At 48.1% G+C, this 16481-nt stretch carries 5 protein-coding genes and 2 pseudogenes; 4 read left to right on the forward strand and 3 right to left on the reverse strand.

Annotation, left to right across the window (positions count from 1 at the left end):
• Positions 1–8 precede the first annotated feature (8 nt).
• Both NYE68_RS04530 and NYE68_RS04535 read left to right on the forward strand, forming a co-directional pair.
• Entirely contained in the window at positions 9–707 is a 699-nt protein-coding gene (locus tag NYE68_RS04530; RefSeq protein WP_324636068.1) for a hypothetical protein, read from the forward strand.
• Positions 708–821: 114 nt separating this feature from the next.
• Positions 822–1202: pseudogene (locus NYE68_RS04535) on the forward strand (NTTRR-F1 domain); the annotation flags it as partial.
• On the opposite strand, the gene NYE68_RS04540 reads toward NYE68_RS04535, so the two are convergent.
• From NYE68_RS04540 to NYE68_RS04550, 3 genes and pseudogenes are all read right to left on the reverse strand, one after another.
• Positions 1160–5380: a DUF4573 domain-containing protein gene (locus NYE68_RS04540; RefSeq protein WP_324636986.1), complete on the reverse strand. Its 4221-nt coding sequence runs from the start codon at positions 5378–5380 to the stop codon at positions 1160–1162. The pseudogene NYE68_RS04535 and the gene NYE68_RS04540 sit on opposite strands and share 43 nt — an antisense overlap.
• Before the next feature lie 662 nt (positions 5381–6042).
• Complete coding sequence (locus NYE68_RS04545; RefSeq protein WP_267477602.1) at positions 6043–7122, reverse strand: response regulator; 1080 nt, start codon at positions 7120–7122, stop codon at positions 6043–6045.
• A 72-nt stretch (positions 7123–7194) separates the two neighbouring features.
• A pseudogene (locus NYE68_RS04550) lies at positions 7195–9078 on the reverse strand (sensor histidine kinase); the annotation flags it as partial.
• A gap of 234 nt (positions 9079–9312) precedes the next feature.
• Here NYE68_RS04550 and NYE68_RS04555 point away from each other — a divergent pair.
• A complete protein-coding gene (locus tag NYE68_RS04555) occupies positions 9313–10389 on the forward strand; it encodes a response regulator (RefSeq protein WP_229041739.1) in 1077 nt (358 codons plus the stop codon).
• A gap of 180 nt (positions 10390–10569) precedes the next feature.
• A complete protein-coding gene (locus NYE68_RS04560; RefSeq protein ID WP_324636067.1) occupies positions 10570–16476 on the forward strand; it encodes a SpaA isopeptide-forming pilin-related protein in 5907 nt (1968 codons plus the stop codon).
• Positions 16477–16481 lie beyond the last annotated feature (5 nt).

The raw sequence follows: 16481 nt of genomic DNA on the forward strand, positions 1-16481 counted from the left end.
GTGATAATATGAGCAGCGGCCGTAATCAATACATGATATTGAAACAGAAACCTTACAAATATATGAGCAGACATATGAAACACCGGTATGAACAATTACCATGTGAACATGAAAGACCGGAAACAGGGACAGAAAAACGGTTTCCGTCTTCAGATCAAAATCGATCTGCCTTGTGCGTACCCGGGCTGCGAGGTCCCGAAGGCAAAAGAGGCCCCGCCGGCTCCCGCGGTCCGCAAGGGGAGGCGGGTCCGCCCGGTCCCCCGGGGCCTGAGGGGCCGCCGGGAGCGGTTCCGGCTGTAGCTTTTCAAAATACAGCAGACCAGATGATGATTCCGTTAGAAGGAACACCGATAAACGTGTTAAGCACAGTGATAGCCGCGCCGACAGATCAAATGGTGAAAACGGATGCCGTCATACAAGTAAATGTGGAATTAGATCCGCTCGCGTCTCATTTCTCATTGGTCTTAGCTCTCGAGCTGCAAAGAAATGGCGTATCGATACAAACACAGAGACAAGAGCGGAACCTCTTTTCTTCAGGCGGGCAAATCATAGGAATTCCTTTTACGTACATCGACGAAATGAAGGCGGATGAAACAGCCGCGTATCAGCTCTATTTATCCGTCCTTTCTTCGAATTACGTAACACAAGTCGCAGCGGCAAACCGCTCCCTCATTGCGACGGGATTCCCCATTCAAGGATCGGATTAAGGTGATGAAAAGAAATCACCTTTTTTATTTAGATTGTCAAAACACAGCCCGTATTAATATGCTGTCTTAATAAGTAAGACGGTCAACAACGGGAAGGAGAGGGAAAAAGATTGAATGAATAATCCGATTATAAACGGAAGCTTTGAAACCGGCACATTAGCGGGGTGGAGTTCGGCAAATACCCAGATTAACAGTTTGTTTGCACATTCAGGGAGATATTCTGCGCAATTTATTGGAGCTCAGCCATATGCTTACCTCAGTCAAATCGTTCCCATTTCAGCCAAGTCAGTGACTCTATTCGTATCACTCGCAACGCTCGGAAATGAGCCAAGTCCCCAAGTCACTCTCCAGATCATATATGTCAGCGCAGCAGGTGAACAAATCAGTTCCATTCAAGAAAATATTACACCCGGAAATTTGCCGAACGTGCTCTTTCACACATGGTCTGAAATCTATAAAACAAGTACTGTGCCTTCTGGCGCGGCCTTTGCCGTCATTGTAGTAAGTAAAGTTTCTTCCGGAACGGTTTTAATAGACGATGTTTCATTGGCGCAAACCGGGGGTGAACCTGGCGTAACGGGAATTACAGGTCCCACAGGAGTGACGGGCCCCACAGGAGTGACCGGAGCAAGAGGAGCGACCGGAGTAACCGGAGTAACTGGAGCTACCGGCTCGACTGGTGTAACAGGAGCAAGAGGAGCAACTGGAACCACGGGCTCAACCGGAGTGACTGGAGCAAGAGGAGCGACTGGGTCGACTGGAATGACTGGATCAACCGGAGTAACAGGTCCCACAGGAGTAACCGGCTCAATCGGGTCGACAGGATCAACGGGTGTAACCGGCCCAACCGGAATGACTGGTCCGACAGGAGTAACTGGAGCTACCGGCTCGACTGGTGTAACAGGAGCAAGAGGAGCAACCGGAACCACGGGCTCAACCGGAGTGACTGGAGCAACAGGGCCGACTGGAGCAACAGGGCCGACTGGAGCAACAGGGCCGACTGGAGCAACAGGACCGACTGGAGAAACCGGCTCAACCGGAATCACGGGTCCAACAGGATCAACCGGCCCAACTGGGGTCACGGGCTCAACCGGTGCAACAGGAGCGACCGGAATAACGGGATCAACCGGAGCAACAGGCGCAACTGGTGTAACCGGGCTAACTGGAATAACAGGCGCGACGGGCCCAACAGGTGTGACTGGACCAATAGGGGTTACTGGCTCAACGGGATCAACTGGAGTAACAGGGGTAACAGGAGTAGCAGGTTCAACGGGAGAAACGGGTCCAACAGGAGTAACAGGGCCAACCGGTCCAACGGGTGTGACTGGGGCGACAGGAGAAACCGGCGCAACCGGAGCAACGGGTCCAACTGGTGTAACGGGGATAACTGGTGTAACGGGATCAACTGGAGTAACAGGTTCAACCGGAGTAACCGGCCCAACTGGAGTGACTGGGGCAACGGGGATAACAGGTTCAACCGGAGCAACTGGCTCGACCGGGGATACCGGAGCTACTGGAGAAACCGGCGCAACCGGAGTAACGGGATCAACTGGCCCAACAGGGGCAACGGGTGTAACTGGAGAAATCGGTCCAACTGGAGCGACCGGCCCAACCGGAGCAACTGGCACGATTGGCTCAACGGGCTCAACTGGAGTAACAGGGGCGACTGGAGTAACAGGTGCAACGGGATCACCTGGAGCAACAGGCCCAACTGGTTCAACAGGCCCAACTGGTTCAGCAGGAGCAACAGGCTCAACAGGAGTAACAGGTGCAACCGGTTCAACAGGAGCGACAGGGGCAACGGGGATAACCGGAGCGACTGGTGTAACGGGAGTAACCGGATCGACCGGTCCAACGGGAGTGACTGGAGCAACAGGATCGACAGGAGAAACCGGAGTAACGGGATCAACAGGTGCAACTGGAGTGACTGGGGCAACCGGAGTAACTGGCTCGACCGGGGATACCGGAGCTACTGGCTCAACCGGAGTGACTGGAGCAACGGGGATAATAGGTTCAACCGGAGCAACTGGCTCGACCGGGGATACCGGAGCTACTGGAGAAACCGGCGCAACCGGAGTAACGGGATCAACTGGCCCAACAGGTGCAACTGGAGTGACAGGAGCAATTGGTTCAACCGGACCGACTGGCTCAACGGGAGAAACCGGCCCAACAGGAGTAACAGGTGCAACCGGTTCAACAGGAGCGACAGGGGCAACTGGTATAACCGGAGCGACTGGCTCAACCGGTGTAACAGGATCAACAGGAGTAACCGGAGCGACTGGTGTAACAGGGTCAACAGGAATAACCGGTGTAACCGGTGCAACAGGAGAAACCGGTGCAATGGGAGAAACTGGCCCAACGGGAGAGACCGGTCCAACCGGCCCAACAGGTGTAACAGGTTCGACCGGAGAAACCGGCCCAACTGGGGTCACGGGATCAACTGGTGTAACAGGAGCAACGGGATCAACCGGCGCAACAGGGGCAACGGGGGTAACTGGAGAAATTGGCCCAACGGGAGAGACCGGTCCAACCGGAGAAACCGGAGAAACCGGCGCGACTGGCTCAACGGGATCAACTGGAGTAACAGGAGCAACAGGTCCAACAGGGTCAACTGGTTCAACCGGAGAAACCGGCCCAACTGGGGTCACGGGATCAACTGGTGTAACAGGAGCAACGGGATCAACCGGCGCAACAGGGGCAACGGGTGTAACGGGAGTGACTGGGTCAACGGGGATAACCGGAGCGACTGGCGCAACAGGGGTAACTGGTTCAACCGGAGAAACCGGCCCAACAGGAGCAACAGGTCCAACAGGGTCAACTGGTTCAACCGGAGAAACCGGCCCAACAGGAGCAACGGGTTCAACCGGAGAAACTGGCTCAACAGGAACAACCGGGGCGACGGGAGTAACCGGATCAACAGGAGTAACAGGCTCAACCGGCCCAACCGGTGTAACGGGAGTGACTGGGTCAACGGGGATAACCGGAGCGACTGGCGCAACAGGGGTAACAGGTTCAACCGGAGCGACTGGCGCAACAGGGGTAACAGGAGCAACAGGTCCAACTGGAGCAACGGGAGCAACAGGTTCAACCGGAGAAACCGGAGCAACCGGAGCAACAGGATCAACAGGAGAAACCGGAACCACGGGCTCAACCGGAGTAACTGGGGCAACGGGAGCAACCGGTGCAACCGGTGCAACGGGAGTAACAGGAGCAACTGGAGTGACTGGAGCCACGGGAGTAACAGGAGCAACTGGAGTGACTGGAGCAACGGGTATAACAGGTGCAACAGGAGCGACCGGAATAACGGGCTCAACCGGAGCAACAGGCTCAACCGGAGCAACAGGCGCAACTGGAGTAACAGGGCTAACTGGAATAACAGGCGCGACGGGCCCAACCGGTGTGACTGGAGCCACGGGAGTAACAGGAGCAACTGGAGTGACTGGAGCAACGGGTATAACAGGTGCAACAGGAGCGACCGGAATAACGGGCGCAACCGGAGCAACAGGCGCAACTGGAGTAACAGGGCTAACTGGAATAACAGGCGCGACAGGCCCAACCGGCTTAACAGGAGAAACCGGTTCAACGGGATCGACAGGCCCAACCGGTTCAACGGGTGTGACTGGAGCCACCGGAGTAACGGGAGTAACAGGAGCAACTGGGATAACGGGAGCGACCGGAGTAACCGGCGCAACTGGAATAATGGGAGCGACCGGAGTAACCGGAGATACTGGAGCGACCGGAGTAACCGGAGTAACCGGATCGACCGGGGTAACGGGAGCAACCGGAGTAACCGGCTCAACCGGAGTAACAGGTGCTACCGGTGTAACCGGGGATACTGGAGTAACTGGAGCAACCGGGATTACCGGGGCCACCGGGGTAACGGGAGTAACCGGAGCGACCGGAATAACGGGCGCCACCGGGGTAACAGGCGCCACCGGAGTAACAGGCTCAACAGGAGTAACGGGGGTAACAGGGGATACGGGAGCCACTGGGATAACGGGAGCAACCGGAGCAACCGGCGCAACTGGAGTAACGGGAACAACCGGAGTAACAGGCGCCACCGGAATAACCGGAGCAACCGGGGTAACGGGAGTAACAGGAGCAACCGGGGTAACGGGAGTAACAGGAGCAACCGGGGTAACCGGAGCTACTGGATCGACCGGAATAACGGGAGCAACGGGAGTAACAGGCTCAACCGGAGTAACCGGCGCAGCTGGGATAACGGGAGCCACCGGGGCAACAGGAGTAACCGGAGCAACCGGGATAACGGGAGTAACCGGGCTCACCGGCGCCACCGGGGTAACGGGAGTAACGGGAGTAACCGGCGCAACTGGAGCAACAGGAGTAACGGGAGCCACGGGAGTAACCGGAGATACTGGCGCAACAGGAGTAACCGGAGCGACCGGGGCAACAGGAGTAACCGGAGCAACTGGGGTAACCGGCGCAACAGGAGTAACCGGGGTAACCGGAGCCACCGGGGTAACGGGAGTAACCGGAGATACTGGAGCCACCGGAGTAACGGGAGCCACGGGAGTAACGGGAGCCACAGGGGTAACAGGTTCGACTGGAGCAACCGGAGCCACCGGGGTAACGGGAGTAACCGGCGCAACTGGAGCAACCGGGGTAACGGGAGTAACCGGAGCGACCGGAGTAACCGGAGCAGGCGCGATCATTCCCTATGCTTCAGGTCTTCCCACTGCCGTGACGACCATTGCCGGCGGATTAATCGGAACGGTGAGCCTTGTCGGGTTCGGCAATTCTGTAACGGGCGTCAATGTCGGAGGGGGAGGTGCAATTGATCTTACCGGGGCTGGAGGAACTCTGCTGAACTTTGCTTTTTCGGCTCCGAGAAGCGGAACCATTACATCAATTGCCGCCTATTTCAGTACAACCGCAGCATTGTCGCTTGTCGGCTCGACTGTTACGATAACCGCACAATTATACAGTTCCACAGTGCCGAACAATACGTTCACGCCGATCCCCGGAGCATCCGTCACTTTAGCTCCTCCCCTCACCGGCATATTGTCAATCGGCAGCATCAGCAACGGAATCACGACAGGGCTGAACATTGCGGTAACTCCTCAAACCCGGCTGTTAATGGTATTCTCCGCCACTGCGACAGGCCTTTCGCTTATTAATACAGTGGCGGGATATGCAAGCGCGGGAGTTACGATTTCTTAAGTGAAAACGGCCAGACTGGTGCGGATCATCTAAGCTTGGAGAAGATATCACTTTTTCTTCAAGCTTTTTTGTTTTTACGTCTTTTTGGGTAAATAAAGGCTGACGGGAATTCCCCGACAGCCGGCAGAAGTATTTACAAGCCTTCTGAAGTTAATCAGTATCTTAATGAAGACGTTTTTAGTGAGATCAAATCATCCGTTGTGCCGGGAGTGTGAATCATCATCGAAACAGCGGTGCCCTCATCCGGGGTGCTGGTGATCGTCAATTCGCTTCCGCAAAAATGCTTCAGCCGCCGATTGATATTTTTCAGGCCGACACTGCGATTAATATCAGAAGACAAAATATCTTTCTGTATGTCCGGCATGATGCCGGTTCCATTATCCTCCACTTTGATAAAATACGTGTTTTCGCCTTGTTTTTTCGCTGTCAGCTTTATCCGTCCGCCGCCTCTTTTCTTACTGATCCCGTGATGAACGGCGTTTTCCACCAATGGCTGTATCATTAAAGGCGGAAGGGGGAAGTCAATGTCCTGTTCAATATCAAAAAGGATATCAAGCCGTTTGCCGAAGCGTGTTTTTTCTATAGAAAGATATGACGTAATGATAGAAAGTTCGTTTTTGAATGAGCTGATGTCCGAAGTGTTTTGAAAATCAAAACTCATCCTTAAATAGTTTGTAAATGCAGCAGTCGTTTCCCGTGCTTTTTCAATATCCAAATGGCTGAGCGCGATGATCGTATTTAATACATTGTAAAGAAAATGAGGCTTAATCTGCGACTGAAGAAACGCCATTTCTAAATTTGTGGCTTGGTGAGCCGTATGCTTCATCAAAATTAAATTTTTAATACGCGCGGTGAATTCAGAGTAATGATAAGGCTTCTGTAAGATGTCGTTTGCTCCGGCATGAAACGCCTTGTATTTGTCATGGCTGATAATGGCTGCCGTAACGATAAGAACCGGCAGATCGACCATGCTGAATCTTTCGCGGATGATTGTGCAGACTTCAAAACCCGTCATGTCGGGCATCATCAAATCTAATATGACCAAGTCAAGCTTCGAGGAAGAGACAGCTTGAAGCGCCTCTTTTCCGCTTTTTACTGCGATTACGTTATAAGGAACACCTTCCAGCATATCAGTTAAAATTTTCAAACTCTCGATGTTATCGTCGACGATCAGAATCGTCGGAGCATCGATTTTTTCTGAGTGATAAGGCGTGACCAGCGAAATATCCGACATTCTCTGCCCGGGATGTGATTCAGGAAGTTCGGTCTTTGCTTCCGGTAAAGAATCAATTTGAGCGGCGGGTAACGTAAAATGAAAGGCTGATCCTTGCGCCGCCGCTGACTCCGCCCAGATGTCCCCGTTTTGGAGCTTGACGAGCTGTTTCACAATACTTAAACCTAAACCCGTTCCATCTTCTTCCGTCCCTCCCGCTTGCTGAAAAGAATCAAAAATGGTTTCAAGATCAGCCTTAGGAATGCCGCTGCCGGTATCGGCCACCGTGATTTGAATCATTTTGTCATTCAGGCTTTCAGCAGAAAGAATAATGTTCCCCTCGGATGTGTACTTGATTGCGTTTTCAACAAGATTGGTTAAGATTTGACGGAATCGGTTTTCATCTGCAAGCACCAAAGGGAGGCCGTCCGGCACATGATTAAGAATGGCAAGTTTTTTATGTTTGGATAAAAGCCGGTAGAAGTTCATTTCACTGCATATGACGGCATGCACATCGACGGGAACCGGACGAATCTGCAGCATACCCTGCTTCATTTTTTCCAAATCAAGAATATCATTTACGAGATCGGAAAGTCTGTAGCCCATACGGATGATCAGCTGCATATTTTCTTTCTCTTCCTCTATCGTCTTCTTTTTTCTGCCGGCTACAAGGGTTTGGCATATATTAATAATGCTGTTCAGCGGCGTCTTGAATTCGTGTGAAGTTTTGGCGATAAATTCATCTTTCAGTTGGTCGATTTTGACTAATTTCCGTGAGAGGACTTCATTGTCCCGGAAAGCTCCGGCGAATTGCTGCGCCATCAGAAGAACCACCGCCAATAAAGCGATGACTGTTGGCAATGAATAGAGCGAATTAAAAGAAAAAGCCGTTTTGCCGCTGTAAGCTGAAATGGTCGTAAGAATCACAAAAGCGCTCATCGAGACGGATGCGAGTGTAAGGTACGTGCTTCCTTTTATTTTTCTTATGGCGGCAATCGTAAAAATATATGTAATATAAAACAGAGTCGTAACGGCAAGCACAGAATGTAAAATGTATGAGAGATGGTCAATGAAACGTCCGGACATAAAATCAGTGATCAAGATAATCCCGGATAAAGCGGTTAAAATGGTGATCGTCGTTTTTGAAACAATTTCTCTGTATGCATAAAAGAGATAAAGAAAAACCGCCATGCTGACAAGCACGGTTGAGATGATACGCAAGGAATTCAGCAATGAAAATGAAATAGACGGAAAGAGGAGAAAGATAATTCTTTCTTTCCCGATCATAAGAATAATGGCAGAAAAAAGCAGACACATCACGGAAAAGAACAATAAATGTTTATCCTTTGTCCGTTGCAGAAAAAAGCCGAGAAAATATAAACCGGTAATGAAAAAAGCCGTAATCATAATGGAATCATTGAAAAAGGAAATTTGATTCTCGCGTATAATTTGTTCTTGAGTCCCAAACGTTATCGGTTTTGCGATCCCCCAGCCGGGAACTTTTCCGAAATTCGAAAAATGCAGGACAAGTTCATTGTCACCCTTGTGAAGCCTGAAAAAGCTGCTGTACGGTTTGTTCTGCGCCTTAAAATCAGCTTTTTCTGTAGGATTGCCGCTCTGTCCAATTAATTTCCCATTAAGATAAAGGCGGTTTGAACTGTAGATATAAGATGTGCTGATCCCCAAAACCTGATTGTCTTCATTTGATCGGATTGTCAGTTTGTACGTCCCGTAATCCACATCGGCCGTTTTTCCGAACAGCTTCACATTGACGGGGACATCAACGAGTACGGGGTTTTTTCCTTTTGCTGAATGAAGCGCCTGCGGTGACAGCATCTGATTTGGATATAGAATCCATTTCCCGTTCAGCTGGACATTTCCATCCTTTTGAAAATCCCACTTTTCCAGATTAATCACGCCCTGTTCCGCTTGAGGGAGGGATGATCCTGAAAAATGATTCAGGACCATAAAAATCATAAAGAAAGCAGCGTAGCCGCAAATAATCGAAATCGAAATGAATTTTTCTTTCACATCATTACTCCTTTATCCCATTCAGGGGCATTCTATTATCTTATGTAATGTATAAATATTGTAATCACAAACGTTATAATACAACAAGAGAAAGAAAAAGAATCCAACTATATAGGGCGTTGGACATGGTATAATTGAAATTATTTTCAGATATATCTATATTGACGGGTGGGATGCGGTTTGAAAGCGTTAATTGTGGATGATGAGGAATTGGCATTGCTTCATTTTAATCGTATGCTTGAGCGGACAAACGCCTTTCAATCTATTATAACGTTTCAAGATCCGGCGGAAGTTCTGGAGCATTCGGAGCTTTCAGCAGCTGATGCGGTGTTTCTTGACATTGAAATGCCCGGGATAAACGGTATTGAGCTTGCTGAATCGATTCAGGAGATCAATGAAAATATCCAAGTTATTTTTATCACCGCTTATAATGAATTCGCGATCAAAGCGTTTGAATTAAATGCTGTCGATTATCTTTTAAAACCGGTTGACAATGCCCGGCTGCTGACAACTGTTGAGCGGATCCGAATGAATAAAAAACTCAGGACGGCAGAAGAGAATACCGGGACGGATTATGTTATACAATGTTTTGGGAACCTGGACTTTTATCAATCGGTAAATGGTGTCAAAACATACATAACAGTCAAGTGGAGAACATCCAAAGCCCGTGAACTGTATGCATTTTTACTTCTTAATCAAGGGCGCACGGTCAGTAAAGACATGCTGATGGAGATGTTTTGGCCTGCTTATGATGTATCAAAAGCAAGCACCCAGCTCTACTCGACAATATATCAGATACGGAAATTAATCGGTCAGCTGCCTTTCAGCCAATCAATAGAAAATACTGATATAGGATACATTCTCCGGCTTTCCGGGGTAAAGGTTGATACAGTTGAATGGGAAAAAACATTAAAAGAGGCTCCTCCGCTCAGCGCAGCTGCACTAACCCGTCACATGGACATTGTCATGTCATATGAAAACCATTATCTCATGGAGAATGGCTATCTGTGGGCGGAGCCGGAAAAAGCGCGTCTGGCCCATCTGTGGCTCAGCAAAGCGTACGAACTGATTGGTTTTCTCATCCAAGAGAAGAACGATCATCAAGCGATGGACGTTTGCCTGCAGGTTGAGAAAATAGAGCCCGGTGACGATAAAATTATACAATACAAACTGCAGTTATTTAATAAACTGGGAAAGGTAGAAGAGGCGATAAAGGAATACGAACGCTATAAACAATTAAAAGATAAAATCAATTGACGATTGAATGACCGGACCGGCTGATGCCGGTCTTTTTTTGTGCGCTATTTCTGAAATGATCCCATGTACAGAATTTGTATAGGCCGATTTCATACAATGTAGTTTGGTTCGGATAAGGAGAATCCCATGCTTACCGGCTTGTTCGAACGTAAGTCTATATAAAAGGGGAGGAATAAGACATTGGGAGTGAGGAACTTTTCGTTCAGCCCGAAAAAAAGCAAAAGGCTGAGGGCGGCATTGATTTCATGCTTCACGCTGTTTTTCATCTTCAGCCAAGTTGTCAGCTTTACTCCGATCGCAGCCGCTTCCGGATCACAACAAAGCGAGAGCGGGTTCTTTGATTCAGTTGCAGTCAAAGACGGCAGACAGCAGACTGTTGACGGGTCAAAAGGAAGTGAGCCCGCTTTAGCACCGGGAGATAAAGTGACACTGACATACGAATGGTCGCTAAAAAACAAGGAAGATGCAAGTGACCGGAATATCACCTTAAAGATTCCGGAAAGTTTTACATTAGATAACGATGCCGAAGGTGAGCTGACATCAGCTGATCGGGTGATCGGTATATATAAAGCTGAAGCAGACAGCAGCACGCTGGAAGTGAAAGTGAACGATGCTGAAGCAGATGCCGGGGATGCCAAAGGCTCCATTACACTGTCGGCGAAGTTTACTCCCGACATAACAGATGAGACGAAAATGGCAAAAGCTCTTTTTCAACTGGATGCCGGCAAGACCCAGCAGGTGTTAATACCTGTGAAGAAAGACGGAACAACGGATTCCGAAACAGAAAAAAACACCTCTTCAACACCTGCTGAACCTCAGGAAAAGACAGAGAAAAAATCAGCATCTGCGGACGGCGGTGATAAAGCAGAACAGAAAACGAAATCAAAACCTTCTGCTAAACGCAGTCAATCAAAAATGGCGGTTTCAAGCAAATCTGCCGCTAAAAGCCTTCAATCAGGCGGAAGCCGGATTACGCAAAATATTTTAACTGATGTGAAATTGACGGATGAAAAAGGAAAACCATATGACAAAAACAACCCTGCGAATACGAACTCTCCGGCAAATATCACCATTCAATGGGCGATTCCGAATGAGCTGGGGAAAACAATAAACGACGGTGATCGATATGAATTTGATCTGCCTAAAGAATTTATCATGCATAATGACATTACGAACCAGCCATTGACCGACGGCGATAGTACGTACGGAACTTTTTCCATTAATACGAGCGGCCATGTCATCATGACGTTTAACGGCGAGGTAAAAGAAGATACTAACGTCAAGGGGTCATTGTATGTAAACACCCAATTCAATCAGAAAGAAATAAAAGGATCAACCACACAAAAGATTAAGTTTCCGGTTAACTCTGATACGCCGGACGTAACGGTTTATTTTAAACCGAATGTCAATAAAACCATTGAGAAATCAGGGTCATTGGATAAAGGTATTAATCCCGGAAAGGTAACGTGGACGGTTGATCTTAATAAAAAGGAAGAAGAAGTTAAACATGCGAAATTGACTGAAAGCCTTCCGGACGAATTGATTTTCCGCTCTGTGAAAGTGTATGAACTTGATGTGAATATTGACGGCTCGGTGAGTCAGGGAAATGAGATAACTTCAGGTTATACCGTTGGCGAAAACGGTAGTGTCACCTTCGCCGGAACGATCGATTCAGCCTACCGGCTCATATATGACACGGAAATTAAAGATGAGGCAAAGCCGGGTAAAGGCGGAAACATCACGCTGACAAACAAGGCGGCATTCAGCGGAGACAATGCGGAGCCGATTTCTGCGGAAGCTTCCGTAACAGCGGGTTACGGAAAAATGATAGAAAAATCTTCGACAGGTTATAAAGGAGAATCCCAAACGTTCAGCTGGGCTGTTATGTACAACTACGGTGAGAAAAAGATTGATCAATCCAAAGCCGGCATCAAGGATACGTTCGGATCAGACGATCTGCATCTTGTTCCCGGTTCATTGAAAGTCCTTCCGATTACATTCAGCCAGAACGGCAGCGAACAAGAGGGCGCCCCATTAAAAGAGGGTGAGGATTATACGCTGACTGATAACGGGAACGGGTTTGAAATAAAATTCAAGCAAACTGTCACAGGAGCATATAAGATCATTTATCAATCTCAAGTCAACGATGGGGTCATTATTGACAGTCCTGTCAAATACACCAATACAGCAATGACAGATACAGGGGAATCAAAGGAAACTCCGGGAACCGCCATTCAGCAGAATCTGATCAAACATTATTCAAATGCAGACTATGAGAAGAAGACGGTTGATTGGACAATCACAGTTAATAAAAACGGTTACACAATGAAAGACTGGACGCTGGATGATCAATTCACCAGCGGAGGCCTGGCGCTCATTGACGATTCATTTCACATGCAAGACACGACTAACAAAACGCTGAAAGAAGGAACAGACTATATATTAACAAAAAAACCCGGAAATCAAGGCTTTACAATAGCATTGATCGGGGATTATGCAGAAACAAACAGTCAGTTTAAGATCACGTATAAGACAAAATTCAACGCTGACTTTTCAAACGACCCCATTAAGAATACGGCTGAGTCCACATGGACGGATAAAAACGGCGGCAAACGCACAAATAAGGAATCGAGCGGCTTCACACCGAACAATCAGACGTCCCATAACGGATTCAAAAACGGCTCATACAACGCCGTTTCAAAAGAAATCACATGGAAAGTCGGCATCAATTATAATGGCGAACCTTCAAAAAATCCTTATATAAAAGATACGATCACAGATGGTCAGCAATTTTTGCATGGATCGGTTGCTGTTAAAACGTATACCATCAGCAAAAACGGCTCCATCACTGAAGGAGAGGCGCTGGATCCTTCAAAATATGAAATAGAGGAGCCGTCAGACGGCAACAAAAATACGTTAATCGTACGTCTCAAAACAGATGACGCTGTACCATACCTGATTGAATTTAAAACGTCATTAAAAGGCCAGGTCATTAAACAGAGTCAATACACAAACAAAGCAGAGTACTTTAATAATGACCATGCAGACCGAACACTGACGGGTTCAGTTTCCATCGCAAACGGAGGAAACCTGATTTCTAAAGGCGGCAAACAGAACGGAAACAATATCGATTGGAACATCAATGTCAATGCCAGCCAATCGACACTGGATGACGTAAAAGTCAAAGACACCCCGGATGAGAATCAAATAATAGATGAAGATTCTTTTAAAGTATATCAAGCAAAATATAATGAGAACGGCGTTATGAAAGACAGCAGCGGAAATCTTATTCCGGGTGATGTGCAGCTTGAGAAAGATAAGGACTATAAAGTAGATATGAAAACTGACAATGCCACCGGTGAACAATCATTTGTCCTTACCTTTATAGGCGGCTATAAACAAATCGACCGCGCGTATGTCATACAATATCGTTCTCTCATTAATATTTCCGGCAGCAGCGGTCAGGTCAGCAACAAAGTGTCGATATCAGGGACAAATGTTGAGGAGCAGACCCAAGAGAACAACAGCTCAGTGTTTGTCGCCATTTCAAGCGGCGGCGGCTCAGGATCAGGAGAGAAGGGTAGCCTGACGATATCTAAAACAGGATCAGACGGAACATCTCTTTCAGGAGCCGGTTTTCAATTATGGTCTAAAGACGGCAAGCAGCTGCTGCGTACGGGCACAACAGACGATGCCGGTAAACTTACGTTTGGGAATATCCGTTACGGAACGTATGTACTGAAAGAAATAAAAGCTCCGGACGGCTACACCATCAGCGATGCTTATGTAAACGGGGTCTCCGTTACGATTGACGGCAAATCCTCCGCAGCAGGAGCACTCTATAAAGTCATAAATCAAAAAAATAAGGTGACGCTTATCAAAAAAGACGAAAACAATAATCCTTTGGCCGGTGCTGTATTTAAGCTTGAGAAAAAATCAAGCGACGGCACCTATACTCTGATAAAAAATAATATTGAAAGCGATAAAAATGGGAAAGTTGAGATCAACGGTTTGCCCGCCGGATACTATCGGCTGATGGAGACGAAAGCCCCATCAGGGTTTATCGTAAACACAAAAGCCATTCACTTCTCAATCGCAAAGAACGAAAAGAATCAAGTACCTGATGTTGAATTGGGATCAATGGTGAATTACAAAGGAAAAGCCGCTTTAACGAAGAAAGATGCAGACGGCGGGAATCTTGAAGGCGCAGTTTTCAAAATCGTCGACCGTGATGGAAAAACGGTTCAGAAAGATCTGGTTTCAGATAAGGACGGAAAAGTAGAAACATCCGGCCTTGCACCCGGTCATTACGCCTTCATCGAAACGAAAGCGCCTGACGGCTATGTGTTAAATACGGAGAAAGTGGAGTTTACCATCTCAGAATCGGCGGAAGGAAAGCCGGAGTCAACTGACGCAGGAACGGCCGTCAACTATAAAGGCTCTGTCCGGCTGACGAAGGAAGATGCGGAAGGCCGAAACCTCGAAGGTGCAGTTTTCAAAATCATCGACAGTGATGGTAAAACGGTTCAGGAAGATCTGGTTTCCAATAAAGACGGAAAAGTAGAAACATCCGGCCTTGCACCGGGTCATTACGCCTTCATCGAAACGAAAGCGCCTGACGGCTATATGTTAAATACGGAGAAAGTGGAGTTTACCATCTCAGAATCGGCCGAAGGAAAGCCGGAGTCAACTGACGCAGGAACGGCTATCAACTATAAAGGCTCTGTCCGGCTGACGAAGGAAGATGCGGAAGGCCGAAACCTTGAAGGTGCAGTCTTCAAAATCGTCGACAGTGATGGAAAAACGGTTAAAGAAGATCTGGTTTCAGATAAGGACGGAAAAGTAGAAACATCCGGTCTTACACCGGGTCATTACGCCTTCATTGAAACGAAAGCACCCGACGGTTATGTGTTAAATACGGAGAAAAAAGAGTTTACCATCTCAGAAACAGCGGAAGGAAAGCCGGAGCCGTCTGACGCAGGAACGGCAGTCAACTATAAAGGCTCTGTCCAGCTGATCAAGAAGGATCAAGACGGAAACGTTTTAGACGGTGCAGTATTTAAAATCATTGACAGTGATGGAAAAACCGTAAGAGACGATCTGATGACAAAAGAAGGCGGCAAAATTGACGCCGGCGGTTTGGCGCCCGGAAACTATCAATTTGTTGAAACAAAAGCGCCGGATGGTTATCTGCTGTCAACAACCCCTGTGCCGTTTACGATTAAGGCTGAGAACAGCGGAAAACCGAATCAGGCTGCCCTGACTGCAGTTAACATCAAGAACAGCGTTGTTCTCACAAAATTGGATCAAGGTGACAAACGGAAAGTCCTGCAAGGTGCGAAGTTTAATCTGACAGATGCAAACGGCAAAGTACTGACAGAGGGCCTGACGACAGATGAGCACGGACAAATTATTGTACGGGGACTGAAAGCGGGCGAATATCAATTTATCGAAACAAAAGCGCCCGAACTTTACAGTTTGGATCAAACGCCAATATCATTCAAGATCACAAATACCGACATAAAACCAGTCGAAATCAGTGCGGAGAATACACTGACGCCTGGTGATGTCACACTGACAAAAGTGGATCATGACGATAAAAATAAGGTGCTGGAAGGTGCTGAATTCAAGATCACGGATTCTGCCGGACATCCGGTAAACACCGGCGGCAGCAAAGAACGGCCGGCGGTATGGAAGACGGATCAAAAGGGCCGGTTTACGGTGAAAGGATTAGCGCCCGGGCAGTATCGATTTATCGAAACAAAAGCGCCTGACGGCTATCAGCTGAACGAAAAACCAATTGAATTCACAATTGAAAAAGGACAGTTAAAAGCCGTTGAGGTCGTCGTTTCTAATAAGAAATTAAAAAATCCCGCACCTGGGAAAGACACACCGAATCATCAAACGAATCAAGGCGGGCATCATCCTGATACCAATGGTAAAACCAATCACTCGGATACAGGCAAAAACCTGCCGAAAACCGGTGATACGGACGGTATGATGCCGGTCACGGCCGGTATTCTGCTGCTATTAGCCGGCGGAGCCGCGGCTGTTGTATCAAGAAAGAAGAAAGCAAGGAATAGATAGACGTT

It is taken from the genome of Bacillus sp. FSL R5-0447 (assembly GCF_038606125.1).
GTDB classification, from domain to species: Bacteria; Bacillota; Bacilli; order Bacillales; family Bacillaceae; genus Bacillus; species Bacillus velezensis.